15 protein-coding genes are annotated in these 14,371 nt (G+C 63.2%); 9 read left to right on the plus strand and 6 right to left on the minus strand.

The features are described from left to right. Positions 1-22 precede the first annotated feature (22 nt). The 4 genes from otnC to RC54_RS22080 all read right to left on the minus strand — a co-directional run bounded on the left by otnC (position 23) and on the right by RC54_RS22080 (position 3,752). Entirely contained in the window at positions 23-670 is a 648-nt protein-coding gene (otnC, locus tag RC54_RS22065; protein WP_061790366.1) for a 3-oxo-tetronate 4-phosphate decarboxylase, read from the minus strand. Beyond that, entirely contained in the window at positions 667-1,953 is a 1,287-nt protein-coding gene (gene otnK / locus RC54_RS22070; protein WP_058896943.1) for a 3-oxo-tetronate kinase, read from the minus strand. The genes otnC and otnK overlap by 4 nt, the downstream gene beginning before the upstream one ends. 32 nt (positions 1,954-1,985) lie before the next feature. Further along, positions 1,986-2,933, minus strand: a complete 948-nt coding sequence (gene ltnD, locus RC54_RS22075) for an L-threonate dehydrogenase (RefSeq protein ID WP_082803184.1) — start codon at positions 2,931-2,933, stop codon at positions 1,986-1,988. A gap of 117 nt (positions 2,934-3,050) precedes the next feature. Further along, positions 3,051-3,752, minus strand: a complete 702-nt coding sequence (locus RC54_RS22080) for a FadR/GntR family transcriptional regulator (protein ID WP_058896945.1) — start codon at positions 3,750-3,752, stop codon at positions 3,051-3,053. A 262-nt stretch (positions 3,753-4,014) separates the two neighbouring features. On the opposite strand from RC54_RS22080, the gene RC54_RS22085 reads away from it, so the two are divergent. Both RC54_RS22085 and RC54_RS22090 read left to right on the plus strand, forming a co-directional pair. After that, positions 4,015-4,959 (plus strand): 5'-nucleotidase, encoded by a 945-nt coding sequence (locus RC54_RS22085; RefSeq protein ID WP_058896946.1) that lies wholly within the window; start codon positions 4,015-4,017, stop codon positions 4,957-4,959. Between the two features lie 12 nt (positions 4,960-4,971). After that, positions 4,972-5,727 carry a hypothetical protein gene (locus tag RC54_RS22090; RefSeq protein WP_244216402.1) on the plus strand — a complete coding sequence of 252 codons (756 nt, stop codon included), beginning with the start codon at positions 4,972-4,974 and terminating at the stop codon, positions 5,725-5,727. On the opposite strand, the gene RC54_RS22095 is transcribed toward RC54_RS22090, so the two are convergent. Continuing rightward, on the minus strand, positions 5,684-6,400 hold the full coding sequence (locus tag RC54_RS22095) for a ceramidase domain-containing protein (RefSeq protein WP_058896948.1): 717 nt from the start codon (positions 6,398-6,400) through the stop codon (positions 5,684-5,686). The two genes, RC54_RS22090 and RC54_RS22095, sit on opposite strands and share 44 nt — an antisense overlap. A 70-nt stretch (positions 6,401-6,470) precedes the next feature. Next, positions 6,471-7,688: an MFS transporter gene (locus RC54_RS22100; RefSeq protein WP_061790364.1), complete on the minus strand. Its 1,218-nt coding sequence runs from the start codon at positions 7,686-7,688 to the stop codon at positions 6,471-6,473. A gap of 117 nt (positions 7,689-7,805) precedes the next feature. On the opposite strand from RC54_RS22100, the gene RC54_RS22105 reads away from it, so the two are divergent. From RC54_RS22105 to RC54_RS22135, 7 genes are all read left to right on the plus strand, one after another. After that, a complete protein-coding gene (locus RC54_RS22105) occupies positions 7,806-8,678 on the plus strand; it encodes an AraC family transcriptional regulator (protein ID WP_058896950.1) in 873 nt (290 codons plus the stop codon). Then, positions 8,663-10,213 (plus strand): CYTH and CHAD domain-containing protein, encoded by a 1,551-nt coding sequence (locus tag RC54_RS22110; RefSeq protein ID WP_061790363.1) that lies wholly within the window; start codon positions 8,663-8,665, stop codon positions 10,211-10,213. Before RC54_RS22105 ends, RC54_RS22110 begins: the two co-directional genes overlap by 16 nt. Before the next feature lie 352 nt (positions 10,214-10,565). Continuing rightward, on the plus strand, positions 10,566-11,315 hold the full coding sequence (locus RC54_RS22115; protein ID WP_061790362.1) for a GntR family transcriptional regulator: 750 nt from the start codon (positions 10,566-10,568) through the stop codon (positions 11,313-11,315). A gap of 56 nt (positions 11,316-11,371) precedes the next feature. Beyond that, entirely contained in the window at positions 11,372-12,154 is a 783-nt protein-coding gene (locus RC54_RS22120) for a transporter substrate-binding domain-containing protein (protein WP_061790361.1), read from the plus strand. A gap of 169 nt (positions 12,155-12,323) precedes the next feature. Then, positions 12,324-12,995 carry an amino acid ABC transporter permease gene (locus tag RC54_RS22125; protein ID WP_044529904.1) on the plus strand — a complete coding sequence of 224 codons (672 nt, stop codon included), beginning with the start codon at positions 12,324-12,326 and terminating at the stop codon, positions 12,993-12,995. Further along, positions 12,992-13,648 carry an amino acid ABC transporter permease gene (locus RC54_RS22130; RefSeq protein WP_017449677.1) on the plus strand — a complete coding sequence of 219 codons (657 nt, stop codon included), beginning with the start codon at positions 12,992-12,994 and terminating at the stop codon, positions 13,646-13,648. The genes RC54_RS22125 and RC54_RS22130 overlap by 4 nt, the downstream gene beginning before the upstream one ends. Beyond that, positions 13,629-14,363: an amino acid ABC transporter ATP-binding protein gene (locus RC54_RS22135; RefSeq protein ID WP_058896954.1), complete on the plus strand. Its 735-nt coding sequence runs from the start codon at positions 13,629-13,631 to the stop codon at positions 14,361-14,363. The genes RC54_RS22130 and RC54_RS22135 overlap by 20 nt, the downstream gene beginning before the upstream one ends. Positions 14,364-14,371: the final 8 nt, after the last annotated feature.

Genomic DNA, 14,371 nt, shown 5'->3' on the forward strand with positions numbered 1-14,371 from the left:
GGTTGCGAAGGCTGCCCGGGTCTTACCAACGCGCCTTGAAAGTGGCGCGCAATTCCTGCAGAGCAGGTTCTTCCAGCGGCGTCGCCCGGCCACCGGCCAAGTGCCACAGCTTGGCGGTTTCTTCCAGTTCTTCCAGGGCGAACGCGGCCTTGGAGACCGAGCTTTCCCACACCACCGGACCGAGACGTTCCAGCAGCACGCCGCGTACCTGAGTGGCGATCTTCGCTACCTGCTCGGCCACTTCGGGAGCGCCGGGACGGGCATAGCGGATCAGCGGGATGTGACCGACCTTCATCACGTAATACGGCGTGATCGGCGGCAGCACGTCCGCTTCGCTGTAGACGCCATTGATGGTCAGCGACACCAGATGCGTGGAATGCGTATGCACCACGGCGTGCATCTCAGGGTTGTTGTCGTAGATGGCGCGATGCAGGACCAGGGTCTTGGAGGGCTTGTCGCCCGAGACCCATTCACCGGCCGCATTGACCTTGGCAATGGCGGCCGGATCGAGAAAGCCCAGGCAGGCGTCGGTGGGCGTGATCAGCCAGCCATCATCCAGACGGGCGCTGATGTTGCCGGCCGAACCCACGGTGTAGCCGCGCTGATAGAGCGAGGCACCGATGCGGCAGATCTCTTCGCGCAGTGCGCTTTCGTTGGTGGTGCGGCTCATGCTGTCTTCCCGTCGAGGTAGCGCAGGGCCTTCTCGAAGAAATCGACGCTGCCGAAGTTGCCCGACTTCAGCGCCAGGGCCACCGGTTGCTCATCCAGGGTGGCCGTGGCCGGCACGCCCGGATCGATCTGCGGGCCGATGCGCAGGGCGCGCACGTCCAGTGCCTGTACCACGGCACCGGAGGTCTCGCCGCCGGCCACCACGAACTGGCGCACGCCGCGTTGCTTGAGACCTGCGGCAATCGCAGCCAGTGCCTGCTCGACCAGGTGGCCGGCCTTGGCCACGCCCAGTTCCTTCTGCACCGCCTTGACTTCATCGGGGGTGGCGGTGGCGTAGATCAGCACCGGTTCGCTCTTGATACGTTCATCGGCAAAGGCCAGTGCCTGCGCCACCACGTCCTCGCCACGAGCCAGAGCCAGCGGGTCGATACGGAAGGATGGACGCTTGGCCTTCCATTCGGCCACCTGGGCATTGGTGGCCTTGGAGGCGGAACCGGCCAGCACCACCGACAGGCCATCGACCTTGGGCAGTTGCGCGGCTTGGCCGGCGGCCGTCAACAGACCGGCGCGACGGAAGTTTTCGGGCAGGCCCAGGGCCACGCCGGAACCACCGGTGATGAGTTTCAATTCAGCGCAGGCTTCGCCCAGCGTGAACAAGTCCTTGTCCGATACCGCATCGGCGATGGCCATCTTCACGCCTTCATTGCGCAGCGCGGTGAAGCGCTCTTGCGTGGCGGCAGCACCGCGCGCCACGGTGTCGTAGCGCACCAGGCCGACCTTGGATTTAGTCTGGCGTTGCAGTACGCGCACCAGGTTGGCATCGGTCATGGGGGTGAGCGGATGGTTTTCCATGCCCGACTCGTTCAACAACGTATCGGCCACGAACAGGTAACCACGGTAGATGGTACGGCCGTTTTCCGGGAAGGCCGGGCAGGCGATGGTGAAGTCCACGCCCAGCGCCTGCATCAGCGCATCGGTGACCGGACCGATGTTGCCTTCGTCGGTGGAGTCAAAGGTGGAGCAATACTTGAAGAAGAACTGCGTGCAACCCTGCTGCTGCAACCAGCGCAGTGCGGCCAGCGATTGCTCGATGGCGTCAGCGGGAGCAATGGTGCGCGACTTCAGCGCGATCACCAGCGCATCGGCGGCGACGGCCGGCAGCTCGGCGGGTACGCCGATGGTCTGCACGGTACGCATACCACCGCGCACCAGCATGTTGGCCAGGTCGGTGGCGCCAGTGAAGTCGTCGGCGATACAACCGAGCAGGGGACGGGATGGGGACATGTCGGACTCCTTATCGATACGGTCGCTGCGACTTACTTGGCCTTGGCCGGCGGCAGGTCGATGCCGGGGAAGATCTTGATGACGGCCGAATCATCCTCGCCGCCATGGCCGGCGGTGGACGCCATCATGAACATCTGGTGGGCCGCAGCCGACAGCGGCAGCGGGAACTTGCTGCGGCGGGCGGTATCGAGCACCAGGCCCAGGTCCTTGACGAAGATGTCCACGGCCGACAGCGGGGTGTAGTCGCCGTTCAGGATGTGCGGCACGCGGTTCTCGAACATCCAGGAGTTGCCGGCGCTGTGGGTGATGACGTCATACAGCGCATCCGCATTGACGCCTTCGCGCAGGCCCAGGGCCATCGCTTCGGCGGAGGCAGCGATGTGCACGCCGGCCAGCAGCTGGTTGATGATCTTGACCTTGGAGCCGATGCCGTGCGTATCGCCCAGGCGATAGACCTTGCCGGCCATGCCGGCCAGCACGTCTTCGATCTTGGCATAGACCTCGGCGGGGCCGGAAGTCATCATGGTCATCTCGCCAGAAGCAGCGCGCGCGGCGCCCCCGGAAACCGGTGCGTCCAGCAGCAGCAGGCCCTTCTCGGCCAGGCGCTGACCCAGTTCGACGGCGAAGTCGGGCGCCACGGTGGCGCTGGAGATGACCACGCTGCCCGGCTTCATCGCGCAGACGGCGCCGTTCTCGCCGAAGAGCACCAGCTCGGTCTGGGCGGCATTGACCACCAGGGTGATGACCACGTCCACCTTGGCGGCCAGTTCAGCCGGATTGGCACAGGCTACGCCACCGGCAGCGGCGAACTTGTCCAGGACTTCCTTGCGCACATCGCAGGCGTGGACGTTGAAGCCAGCACGCAACAACGAGCTGGCCACGCCATAACCCATGGCACCCAAACCGATCACACCTACATTCCTGGACATAATTGACTCCGTGTTGATGGCGCCGCTGCCGATGTCGGTGGGCAGTCCCATGCGCCGGGTTGATGATGCAACGCCGGCTCTGGCCGGCGTTCGAATTTCAATAAAACATTTAAATCATTTAGATCATTTATATGATTTACAGCCTTTTGAACCTGGACCATCCCTGCTTCAGGACTGCCCCTGGCTCAGACGTCTTGCCGCATTGAACATGTGCGTCTGCGCGGCATTGCGTGCAGCCATTTCATCGCCGGCACGGATGGCCGCGACGATGGCCTCATGCTCTTCGCGCACCTGGCGCGAGAAATCTTCGTAACGCGCTTCATTGCCGCGCGTGATGGCGGTGGCGGCTTCCAGATACTGGGACAGGAATTCCAGTGTCTTGATGAAGTAGGGATTGCGCGTGGCTTGCGCCAGTGCGCGGTGGAAGGCCACATCAGCCGCCACCCCATCCCCGCCTGCTGCCACATCCACACCGATCTGCGCCAGCGCCGCCTCGATGGCCTGCAAGTCCTCGTCGCTGCGGCGCTTGGCCGCCTGGGCCGCCACTTCGGCCTCAATGGCCCGACGCAGCTCGACGATCTGCAACACCGCCTGGGGCGAGCTGACCTCGGTGTAATCGATGCGCAGCGGCTTGATGCCCGCCTGCTCGGTCACGAACACACCACTGCCCTGGCGCGGCTCGACCACGCCCTCATGTTTCAGGCGTGCAATGGCCTCGCGCACCACCGTGCGACTCACACCGAACTGCTGTGCCAGCACCGCTTCCGTGGGAAGCTTGCTGCCGCGGGGGAAGGCGCCGGCGTCGATGTTTTCCAGCAATTGCCTGGCAACAGTGTCGCTGAGCGCCTGTGCGGGGATCTTCTGAAACATGGTGTCTCGCGGTCGTTTTAGTCAGGTTATCCGGTCATCATACAAATTTATTTTGAACGCGGCAATCCGATTTTTTCTCTTTACCCGGAGTAACACACTCGTTTAGCGAAGGATGTCAGAAGATAGCGAAATTTGGAGTGATATACGCGGCATTTCACCTCAGACATCAAGAATACGAATAAAGCCACCTATCGCTGCCACCTACTGCGCCCAGCGGCAGGCCGCTCTACAATCAGGGCTTTCCCGCTATGGATGCGCTGCAATGCCCTACGATCTTTCGGACAAGCTGGTGATCGGAATCTCCTCTCGTGCCCTGTTCGACCTGGAAGCCGAAAACGCCATCTACGATGAGCAAGGCGTGGATGCCTATGCCGAGTACCAGCGCGCCCATGAAAATGATCCGCTGCAGCCGGGCACGGCCTTTCCCTTGGTCAAGGCGCTGCTGCGCTTGAATGACCTGATCCCCGAGCGGCGCCTGGTGGAGGTGGTGGTGATCTCGCGCAATACGCCCGACACCGGCCTGCGCGCCTTCAATGCCATCGCCGCCCACAAGCTCGACATCAGCCGTGCCGCCTTTACCGGTGGCGGCGCCACCGCACCCTACCTGCAAGCCTTCAAGATCGACCTGTTCCTCTCGCGCGATACCGGCGACGTGCAGGAAGCCATCGATGCCGGTGTCGCCGCTGCTCAGCTCTATGCCGCCCCGCTGGACTACAGCGCGCCGGACAACCAGATCCGCATCGCCTTCGATGGTGACGCCGTGCTGTTCTCGGCGGAGTCCGAGCGCATCTTCGCCGAAAAGGGCCTGGAAGCCTTTGCTCGCCATGAACAGCGGCATCGCAAGAAGGCCATGAAAGAAGGACCGTTCGCCAAGCTGCTGCTGGCCTTGTCGGCGATCCAGAAGCAGTTCCCGCCCAAGCAGTGTCCGGTACGCATCGCCATCGTCACCGCCCGCAACAGTCCGGCGCACCAGCGCGTGATCCATACCTTGCGGACCTGGAATGTGACGGTAGATGAAGCTTTCTTCCTGGGAGGCCTCAACAAGGCCGAAGTCCTGCAGGCCTTTGGCGCACATATGTTCTTTGACGACCAGGAGGGGCATGTGCAAAAGGCGGCGGTGGTGGTGCCGTCGGGTCGAGTGCCTTACAAAGGCGGCACGCTGGAGGGAGGGCGGCCAACCCGAGGGCGGATCGCCAAGAGTGGATGACGTGGACGCTCCATGACACTACAGCCACTGACATTGTCGCGCACGGCCCTGCGCTATGCCTGCGCGCTGATCCTGGCCCTGCTCTCGAGCCAGGCATGGGCCATGGAACTGGTCAAGGTCGGCAACGCCATCATCCTCTCCGGCCCGGTCAACGGTGGGGAGCCGGCCATGATCAAGGATGCCTTTGCCGCCAATCCCGCCATCAATCTGGTCATCCTGCGCAACTCGCACGGCGGGGACGCCGGCACCGGATATGAAGTCGGCGAATTCTTCCGACAGAAAGGCGTGACCACGGCAGTCTCCGGCTATTGCATTTCATCCTGCTCCAGGATGTTCCTGGGCGGCAGACAGCGCGTCTTCACCGACGACTATCCCTTGGACCAGACCCGCGTGGGCTTCCACGGCCACTACGACGCACAAGGCAACCTGAACGGTGCGGCGGTCATCCGCGATGGACTGTTTGACTGGATCATCAAGTATTCCGATGGCAAGGCCGACCCGGAACTGGTCAGGCGCTGGATTGCCATCAAGAAAAACAAGGGCGCGGCCAACTTCTTTCACCCCGACCTGGCCGCCACCCTGGGCAGCAGCGTGTTCTTCTGCGATGGCCTGCAGCGCCAGAAGATCACCCATTGCGAACCGATCCCCACCGATGCCTTGCAGCGCGGCGTGATCACCGACCTGCAACGTATCCACAGTCCAGACCGGGGACCAGACGCACAGATCACACCGGGCCAGGCCGCTGCGAAGGACGCAGATTCACAATGAAAGCGCGGGTGGTGAGGTACAGCACGATACTGTTGGAGAGATGCCAGAACATGTGTGTACCGATGCTGAGATATTTGCACACCGCCATATCGGCCGAGCGGAACAACAGGGACAGACTGAACACCGCCACGGCCAGCAACAATGCCTGCGGTTCCTGCTTGCCGCTGCGCCAGTGATACACACCGAGGCCGGCAATGAACAGCCAGGCCGAACCATACGAGGACAGCGAGCCATTGAGCCATTGATCAGGCAAGGTGCTGACCCCGTAGGAAATGGCGAAGAAAGCGATCACCCACGCCCCCACCCCCGGCAAGGAAAGCCGCGCCACCTGGCGCAAATAGAACGCCAGGAACAGTAGCTGGTAGAACGAGATGGGAATGACATCGGCCAGCAAGGCCCAGCGCTCGGCAACGGTATGGAAGAGGAAACTGCCGATGCCGATCACGGCGATCATCAGCGTCAATATCCATGCGCTGCGGGAAGTGGGCGCACTGTATGACTTGAGCAAGCGCCACGCACAAAAGGCGGCGACGAAGAAACCCAGGTTCGACAAGGCATTGACAGGCTCGGCCCAGAATGCGGGGCTGAGTCGTTCACAGTACAGATCCACCGGGGCAAACAGCGAGGCATTCATGGTGTGCGCAAAGAGGGGCAAGAAAGAAAACGCTGCCATGATCGGCCAGCCCCGCCTTTTTTACCAGCACTGTCTCATGCATTGATTCCAGACGGCTCCAAGCGCTTGGTCAGGTCGACTTTGTGCTTGCCAGTGCGTCCGCCTTGATCACTCTGCCCGGCCGACCCGCCAACCATCCCAACAGCCCCATCAACGCCGCCCCGCCCGCACACAAGGCAAGCACCGCAGTCCAGCCGCCGCTGGCATCATGCAGGCGACCCATCACGATAGGGCCAGTTGCGGCCAGCAGGTATCCCACGCTTTGCGCCATGGCCGACAAGGCCGCTGCCTGCGGCGGAGTCGAGACCCGCGTGCCGACGAAGGCCAGCCCAAGGATCAGCACCGCGCCCGTGCCAAATCCGAACAGCGGTACCCACACGATGGAAGCCTGCGGCCAGGCAATCAGACCGATCAGACTCAGGACAGTGGCCGCCGACATACCGACTGCGACCGGTCGATGATCGCGCAGGCGCGGACCCAGTGGTACCAGCAGCAGGCCCGGCAAGGCCGAGGCCAGTTGCATCAGCCCATGCAGGTTGCCGGCCTGCAGCGGGCTATCGCCATTGGCGGCGAGAATGGAAGGCAACCAGGCCGTGACCACGTAATACACCAGCGAATTGGTGCCGAGGAAGAAAGTCACCTGCCAGGCCAGCGGCTGGCGCCACATCGATGCGGCGCGCGGCGGTGGCGCAGCGGGACGGGTGTCGCGCCGCAATTGCGGCAGCCACGCCAGCAGCGCCACCAACGGCAATGCGATGAAGGCCGCCAAGGCCCAGGCCCAACCCAGTGCTGCGGCCAGTGGTACGGCACAGACCGAACCCAGGGCGGAGGCGCCGCCCATGGTGAGGGCATAGATGGCGGTCATGCGGGTCAAATCATCGGGAAAATCGCGCTTGAGCAAACTGGGCAAGAGCACGTTGCCGCCCGCGATGCCGCAACCGATCACGCACGTGCCCAGCAGCAAAGCTGCCACCGAGCCGGCAGAACGCAGCGCGATGCCGCCCGCAATCAACAGCAAGGCCAGCAGCAGCGTGCGCTCCAGCCCTAGGCCACGCGCCAACCGAGCCGCCAGCGGCGAGACCAGGGCGAAGCAGAGCAGCGGCAGGGTCAGCATCAGGCCGGCTGCCCCCGCCGACAGCGCGAAGCTCCGCTGCAAGAGGCCGATGACCGGCCCCACCGCCGTCACCGGGGCGCGCAGGTTGGCTGCAATCAGCAGGATGCCGGCGATCAACCACAGGCTGCGGCTGGCGGGGCTCACGGAGTGGGGACGGGTGTCGGTGGCGTGCATGGAGGGCAGATAAGAAGGTCGAGCGCCAAGCTTAGTCAATCGCACTGCGCATGTATTTGGCTACAATGCCAGCATATTGCTAAAAACGGTCAACTCCACGGCCCACCCCAACCGCATATGACCACCCTCTATGCCAGCCTGATCGAGCACGACCCGGATCGCCTGAGCGCGGCGGTGACTGCCCTGCGCGTCTACACCAACCATAACGAGCGCGAGACACCGCTGCACAGCCATCGCAAGGGCCAGTTGGTGGTGGCGCTGCATGGCGCGGTTACCTGCGAGACGACCCAAGGCATGTGGATCGTGCCGCCGCAATCGGCGGTATGGATTCCGCCGGGCGTGCCGCACAGCAACCGGGTCACGCCCGATGGTCAGTTGTGTTTCCTGTTCATCGCCCCGCACGCGACCAGCCTGCCCGACCACTGCTGCACCCTGGCCCTGACGCCGCTGTTGGTGCAGATGATCTGCCACCTGGCCGAGCTGCCGCAGGACTATGCACCGCATGAGCGCACCGCGCGCCTGGCAGCGGTGCTGGTGGAAGAACTGGAAAGCAGCCAGCGTCACGTCCTGCCCTTGCACCTGCCCATGCCGCAACATTGGCGCCTGCGCGAGATCGCCCGGCATCTCAGCGAGCATCCGGCTGACCGCAGCACGGTGGCCGAGTGGGGCCAGCGTCATGCCATGAGCGAGCGTAGTTTTGCACGCTTCGTGCAAGCCGAAACCGGCATGAGCTTCGGTCGCTGGCGACGCCAGATCCATCTGATGCTGGCCCTGCAGCGACTGGCCTCGGGCAGCTCGGTGCAGCGCGTGTCGCAAGACCTGGGTTACGACTCGGTCAGCGCCTTTATCACCATGTTCAAGAAAACCCTGGGCAAACCGCCGGCGCGCTACATGGCGCAGCGCCAGGCCCCTCCCGCGCCCACGCCCGCCGCCCGCAGCGCGGCACCCTACTTCCAACCGCTACGGCCCACCTCATGGAAACCGAACTGAAACTGCTGCTCGCCCCCGAGCATACCAAGGCCTTCATCCGTCATCCCCTGCTCAAGCGCCACGCCTTGGCGGCGCCGCGCATCAAGGACCAGACCGGCACCTACTTCGACACACCCGAGCTGCTGCTGCGGCGTCATGAGGCCGGCCTGCGCGTACGGCGCACCGGCAATGAATACATCCAGACCCTCAAGGCCGGCGGCGGGGTGAGCGGCGGGCTGCACCAGCGCAATGAATGGGAGTCGCTGGTGGCGGGCGAACAGCCCGACCTGCCGGTACTGCGCGAGCTGGCCGCCAGCGATGAAGCCTGGGCCAAGAAAGTATTTTCGGATGCCACCGCGGCCCGCTTGACAGCCATTTTCAGCACCCGCATCCAGCGCATGGTGTGGGATCTGAAACTGGACGATGGCACAGAAGTGGAATGCGTCCTCGATCAGGGCCTGGTCGAACATGGCGCACTGCAGGTAGAGGTGTGCGAAATCGAGCTGGAACTCAAGAGTGGCCAGGCCGCTTCCTTGTTCGACTTCGCCCTGCAACTGCTGCAAGACCTGCCACTGCGCATCGGCATCCAAAGCAAGGCGCAGCGTGGCTATGCCCTGTTCCACCAAGCGCGCCGTGGCGACGCCGCCGCCAGCTCCTCGGCCAGCCGCGCCAAGCCCTTGCTGCTCACCCGCAAGATGCCGCTGGAGCAGGCGTTCCTGGCGGTGGTCAGCAATTGCCTGGAGCAGATCCAGGCCAATGACATCGCCGATCAGGACAGCGGCGACATCGAGCGCCTGCACCAGATGCGGGTCGGCCTGCGCCGGCTGCGCTCGGCCTTCACGCTGTTCCATGAGGTGATCGCCCTGCCTGCCGCACTGTCGGCCCAATTCGACTGGGCGGCGGAGGCGATCGGCGTGGCGCGCGACTGGGATGTGCTGGCCACGCAAACCCTGTCGGCATTGCCGGCGGCCGAGATCGATTCGATCGACCTGGAACGGGTGCGCAAGGCAGCCTTGATCGAAGCCGGCAAGGAACACGCGCAGGCAGTGCAGGCCGTGGCCTCGCCGCGCTACACCGCACTGGTGCTGCAGTTCAGCCGCTGGCTGTTGCAGGCGGGCTGGCGCGAGGGACTCGATGAGCACGGATTGCAAACGCTGACGCAACCGTTGTCGCGCTTTGCACACCAGATGCTGCGTCGGGATGAAAAGCGGCTCAACAAGCGCGGCGAACATCTGGAAGACAGCGACCGCGCCCGCCACCGCACCCGCATCGCCGCCAAGAAGATGCGCTATGACATCGAGTTCTTCCTGGCCCTGTATGGCGAGAAGAGCAGCCGCCCCTATCTGAAGGCCTTGTCCCGCCTGCAGGACCAACTGGGCCTGCAAAATGACCTGGTGGTAGCCGATGCCTTGTTGCAACAACTGCAGCACAAGCACACCAGGCTCGCCCCCAGCATCGGTTATGCGCGCGGCTATCTGGCCGGGCAGATGCGCGATGGTCACGAGCGCACGCGGCGCCTGTGGAAAAAATGGAAGGCGCAGGAATTGCCACAATGAAGCGAACAGGCCAAGCTGCTCTGGCGCCTCTCTCTTGACTTGGTGTTGCAAGGAGCAAACACGAGCCCGTGAACATTCCCATTCTTTCCTGACAACACGGCGCACAAAACCGGGGCATTCCGGTTGTGCCGTACTCCCCTCATCTTGCACCAAAAGGTGGCGCGCACATCAGGATCGTGCGCGCTTCTGCGCCCTCCTGCGACTTGGCCACGTCGCTACCGCCGCTCTCTCGAGCTCCGCTCAGCCACCGAAAGCCCTTGCCACACAAGGACTTCGCTGCCAATAATCGTCGCCGGATGTTGTATGCCAATCTTGTATATCAGCGTGGCACACAACTTGCTGATGAGGGGTCATGAGCACCAATTCTTCCGTCAAGTCGTCGTCGCAGATTGCGATCCGCATCACCGAGGCCATCCTCGCCAAGCAATTGGCACCGGGGACGCGCCTGGGCGAGCAGCAACTGGCCGACCTGTTCGGCGTCTCGCGTACCCAGGTGCGCGAAGCGCTGACGCACTTGATGGCGCGCGGCATCGTCACCGTCAGTGCGCGACGCGGCTGGTATGTCATCGAACCCACGCCCGAACAGGCGCGCGAAGCCTTCGAGGCGCGCCGCGTGATCGAACTGGGTCTGCTGCGCCAGGCGCGCGTGCGGCCCATCGGCAGCGAGGCGATCCGCCAGTTGCGCGAGCACATCGCCCGCGAAGAAGCGGCCATCGCCGGAGCTGACGTGGGGGTACGCAGTTACCTGCTGGGTGACTTTCATGTCTGCCTGTGCGAATGCCTGGGCAACTCGCTGCTTTCGGAAACCCTGCGCGACCTGACCGCCCGCACCACGCTCACTGCGATGCTGCACCAGTCGTCGGAACAGGCTGAGGATTCGTGTTCGGAACATGTATTGATCGTCGAGGCGCTGGAACGCGGCGATCTGGAACAGGCTGAGCAACTGATGCACACCCACCTGCAACATGTGGAATCAGGGCTCAACCAGGTGCGCAGCAGCGATCCGCTGGAACCGCTGCGGCAGGCGCTGGCTTCGGTCACGCGGCAGGGGGCTGCGGTCGGGACCGAAACCAAGCGCCAGGCAAGCAAAGGGCCGCAGTAAGCGCCGGCATTGCGCGCAGGGCCACTCATCAACGTCGTCAACCTAGGGAAACTGCTATGAAACTGACCAAACTCCTGCTCGGCCTGCTGGCCGGCGCCATGATGTTCTCTGCTTCGGTGGCCCACGCCGACGCTCTGGACGATATCCAGAAGCACGGCACGCTGCGCGTGGCGGTGCCGGCGGATTTCCCGCCGTTCGGCTCGGTCGATAGCGACCTCAAACCGCAGGGCCTGGACATCGACGTGGCCGGCCTGATTGCCAAGAAGCTGGGCGTGAAGGTCGAACTGGTCCCGGTCTCCAGCGCCAACCGCATTCCCTACCTGACCACCAGGAAGGTCGACCTGGTCATCTCCAGCATGGGCAAGAACGCCGAGCGTGAAAAGGTGATCGATTTCACCGCCGCTTATGCCCCCTTCTTCAATGGCGTGTTCGGCCCAGCCGACCTGCCGGTCAAGAGCGCGGCCGACCTGGCCGGCAAGACCATTGCGGTGACCCGTGGCTCCGTGGAAGATCTGGAACTGAGCAAGATCGTACCGGCCTCGGCCACCGTGAAGCGCTACGAAGACAACAACAGCACCATCAGCTCCTTCCTCTCCGGCCAGGTGCAACTGGTAGCTACCGGCAACGTGGTGGCCGCAGCCATCATCGCCAAGAACCCGCCCAAGAAGCCGGAAACCAAGTTCCTGATCAAGGATTCGCCTTGCTTCATCGGCTTGAACAAGGGTGAGAAGAAGCTGCAGGACAAGGTCGACGCCATCCTGGCCGAGGCCAAGAAGGATGGCAGCCTCAACGCCATCTCGCAGAAGTGGCTGGGCCTGCCGCTGCCGGCTGGCCTGTAATTTGCAATAGTCGAGCCGTATCGATGCATCGCCGGTGCGATTGCGCCCGGCACCGGCGATGCCAGCAGTACCCGTTTCATCCAGCTTCACCCGGCATCACCACGCAGCGCAGGCGCACCACCCGGCAGCACGCGGCACAGGCAAATAAAGGCAGGGCAGACACGACATCATGGCTTATCAATTCGACTTCCTTTCCACCCTTGACTACAGCGACGTCATCGTCAAGGGTGTGGCCACCACCATCGAGCTCATCGCCATCGGCGGAGTGCTGGGTGTGGCCGTGGGCATCTTCGGTGCCTGGGCGCGCACGCAGGGACCGGGCTGGCTCAAGCCCATCGTCAGCGGCTATGTGGAGATCATCCGCAATACGCCCTTCCTGGTGCAATTGTTCTTCATCTTCTTCGGCCTGCCTTCGCTGGACATCCACATCAGCGAAATGCAAGCCGCGATCCTGGCCATGGTGATCAACCTGGGCGCCTACAGCACCGAAATCATCCGGGCCGGCGTGCAGGCCATCCCGCGCGGCCAGATCGAGGCGGCGCAATCACTGTCGATGTCGCGTTCGCAGATCTTCCGTCACATCATCCTGCGCCCGGCATTGCAGAAGATCTGGCCGGCGCTATCCTCGCAGGTGGTCATCGTCATGCTGGGCTCGGCGGTGTGTTCGCAGATCGCGGTGGAAGAGTTGTCCTTCGCGGCCAACTACATCCAGGGCCGCAACTTCCGCGCCTTCGAAGCCTATATCGTGGCCACCGCCATCTACCTGGTGCTGTCCATCCTGCTGCGTCAGTTGCTGCGCCTGATCGGCCACTACTTCATCACCGCCCGGAGGAATGCATGATTTCCTTTACCACCTGGGACATCGTCCGCAACCTCATGCTGGCATGGCGCTGGACCATTCTCCTGTCGCTGGTCACCTTCCTGCTCGGCGGCACGCTGGGCCTGGTGATCTTGTTCATGCGGACCTCGCGCCAGAACTGGATACGCCAGATTGCTCGGCTCTACATCGAACTGTTCCAGGGCACGCCGCTGCTGATGCAGTTGTTCCTGGTCTTCTTCGGCATCGCCCTGTTCGGCATCGAAGTGCCGGCCTGGCTGGCGGCCGGTCTGGCGCTGACATGCTGGGCCGCTTCGTATCTGGCCGAGATCTGGCGCGGCTGCGTGGAAGCCATTCCCAAGGGGCAGTGGGAAGCCTCCTCGGTACTGGCCATGGGCTACTTCCAACAGATGCGCTACATCGTGCTACCGCAGGCCTTTCGTATTGCCATTGCACCGACGGTGGGATTTGGCGTGCAGATCATCAAGTCCACCGCAGTGACTTCGATCATCGGCTTCATCGAGTTGTCCAAGGCCGGTACCGTCATCACCAATGCCACCTTCCGCCCCTTCACGGTATTTGCCATCGTGGGTGCCCTCTACTTCGTGCTGTGCTGGCCGCTGTCCAAGTACAGCCAGTCTTTAGAAAGGAAATACAATGCCGCTCATCGCCATTGACAACGTCAAGAAACGCTTCGGCGACAACGAAGTCCTCAAGGGCATCAACCTGGACGTCGAACCGGGTGAAGTGATCGCCATCATCGGCAAGAGCGGCTCGGGCAAGTCCACCCTCCTGCGCTGCATCAACGGACTGGAAAGCATCGACGAAGGCAACATCAGCGTGGCCGGCGCCAAGCTGGGAGCAAGCGAACTGGAATTGCGCAACCTGCGCCTGAAGGTCGGCATGATCTTCCAGCAGTTCAACCTGTTCCCGCACCTCTCGGTGGGCCGCAACGTAATGATTGCGCCCATGATCGTCAAGGGCACGTCCGAAGCCGAGGCCATGGCTACTGCCAAGGCCAACCTGGAGAAGGTCGGCCTGGGTCACAAGTTCGACGCTTATCCCGACCAGCTCTCCGGCGGCCAGCAGCAACGCGTGGCCATTGCGCGCGCGCTGTCGATGAGCCCGCAGGCCCTGCTGTGCGACGAAATCACCTCGGCGCTGGACCCGGAACTGGTCAATGAAGTACTGACCGTCATGCGCGGCCTGGCCAAGGAAGGCATGACGCTGTTGATGGTCACGCACGAAATGCGCTTCGCCCGCGAAGTCTGCAACCGGCTGGTGTTCATGCACCAGGGCAAGGTCCATGAGATCGGCCCGCCGGAAGAATTGTTCGGCAATCCCAAGACGCCTGAACTGCAGCAGTTCATCGGGATGACGCAGGGGGCCTGAAGCCTGCG

It is taken from the genome of Herbaspirillum rubrisubalbicans (assembly GCF_003719195.1).
In the GTDB taxonomy this organism is placed as follows: domain Bacteria; phylum Pseudomonadota; class Gammaproteobacteria; order Burkholderiales; family Burkholderiaceae_D; genus Herbaspirillum; species Herbaspirillum rubrisubalbicans.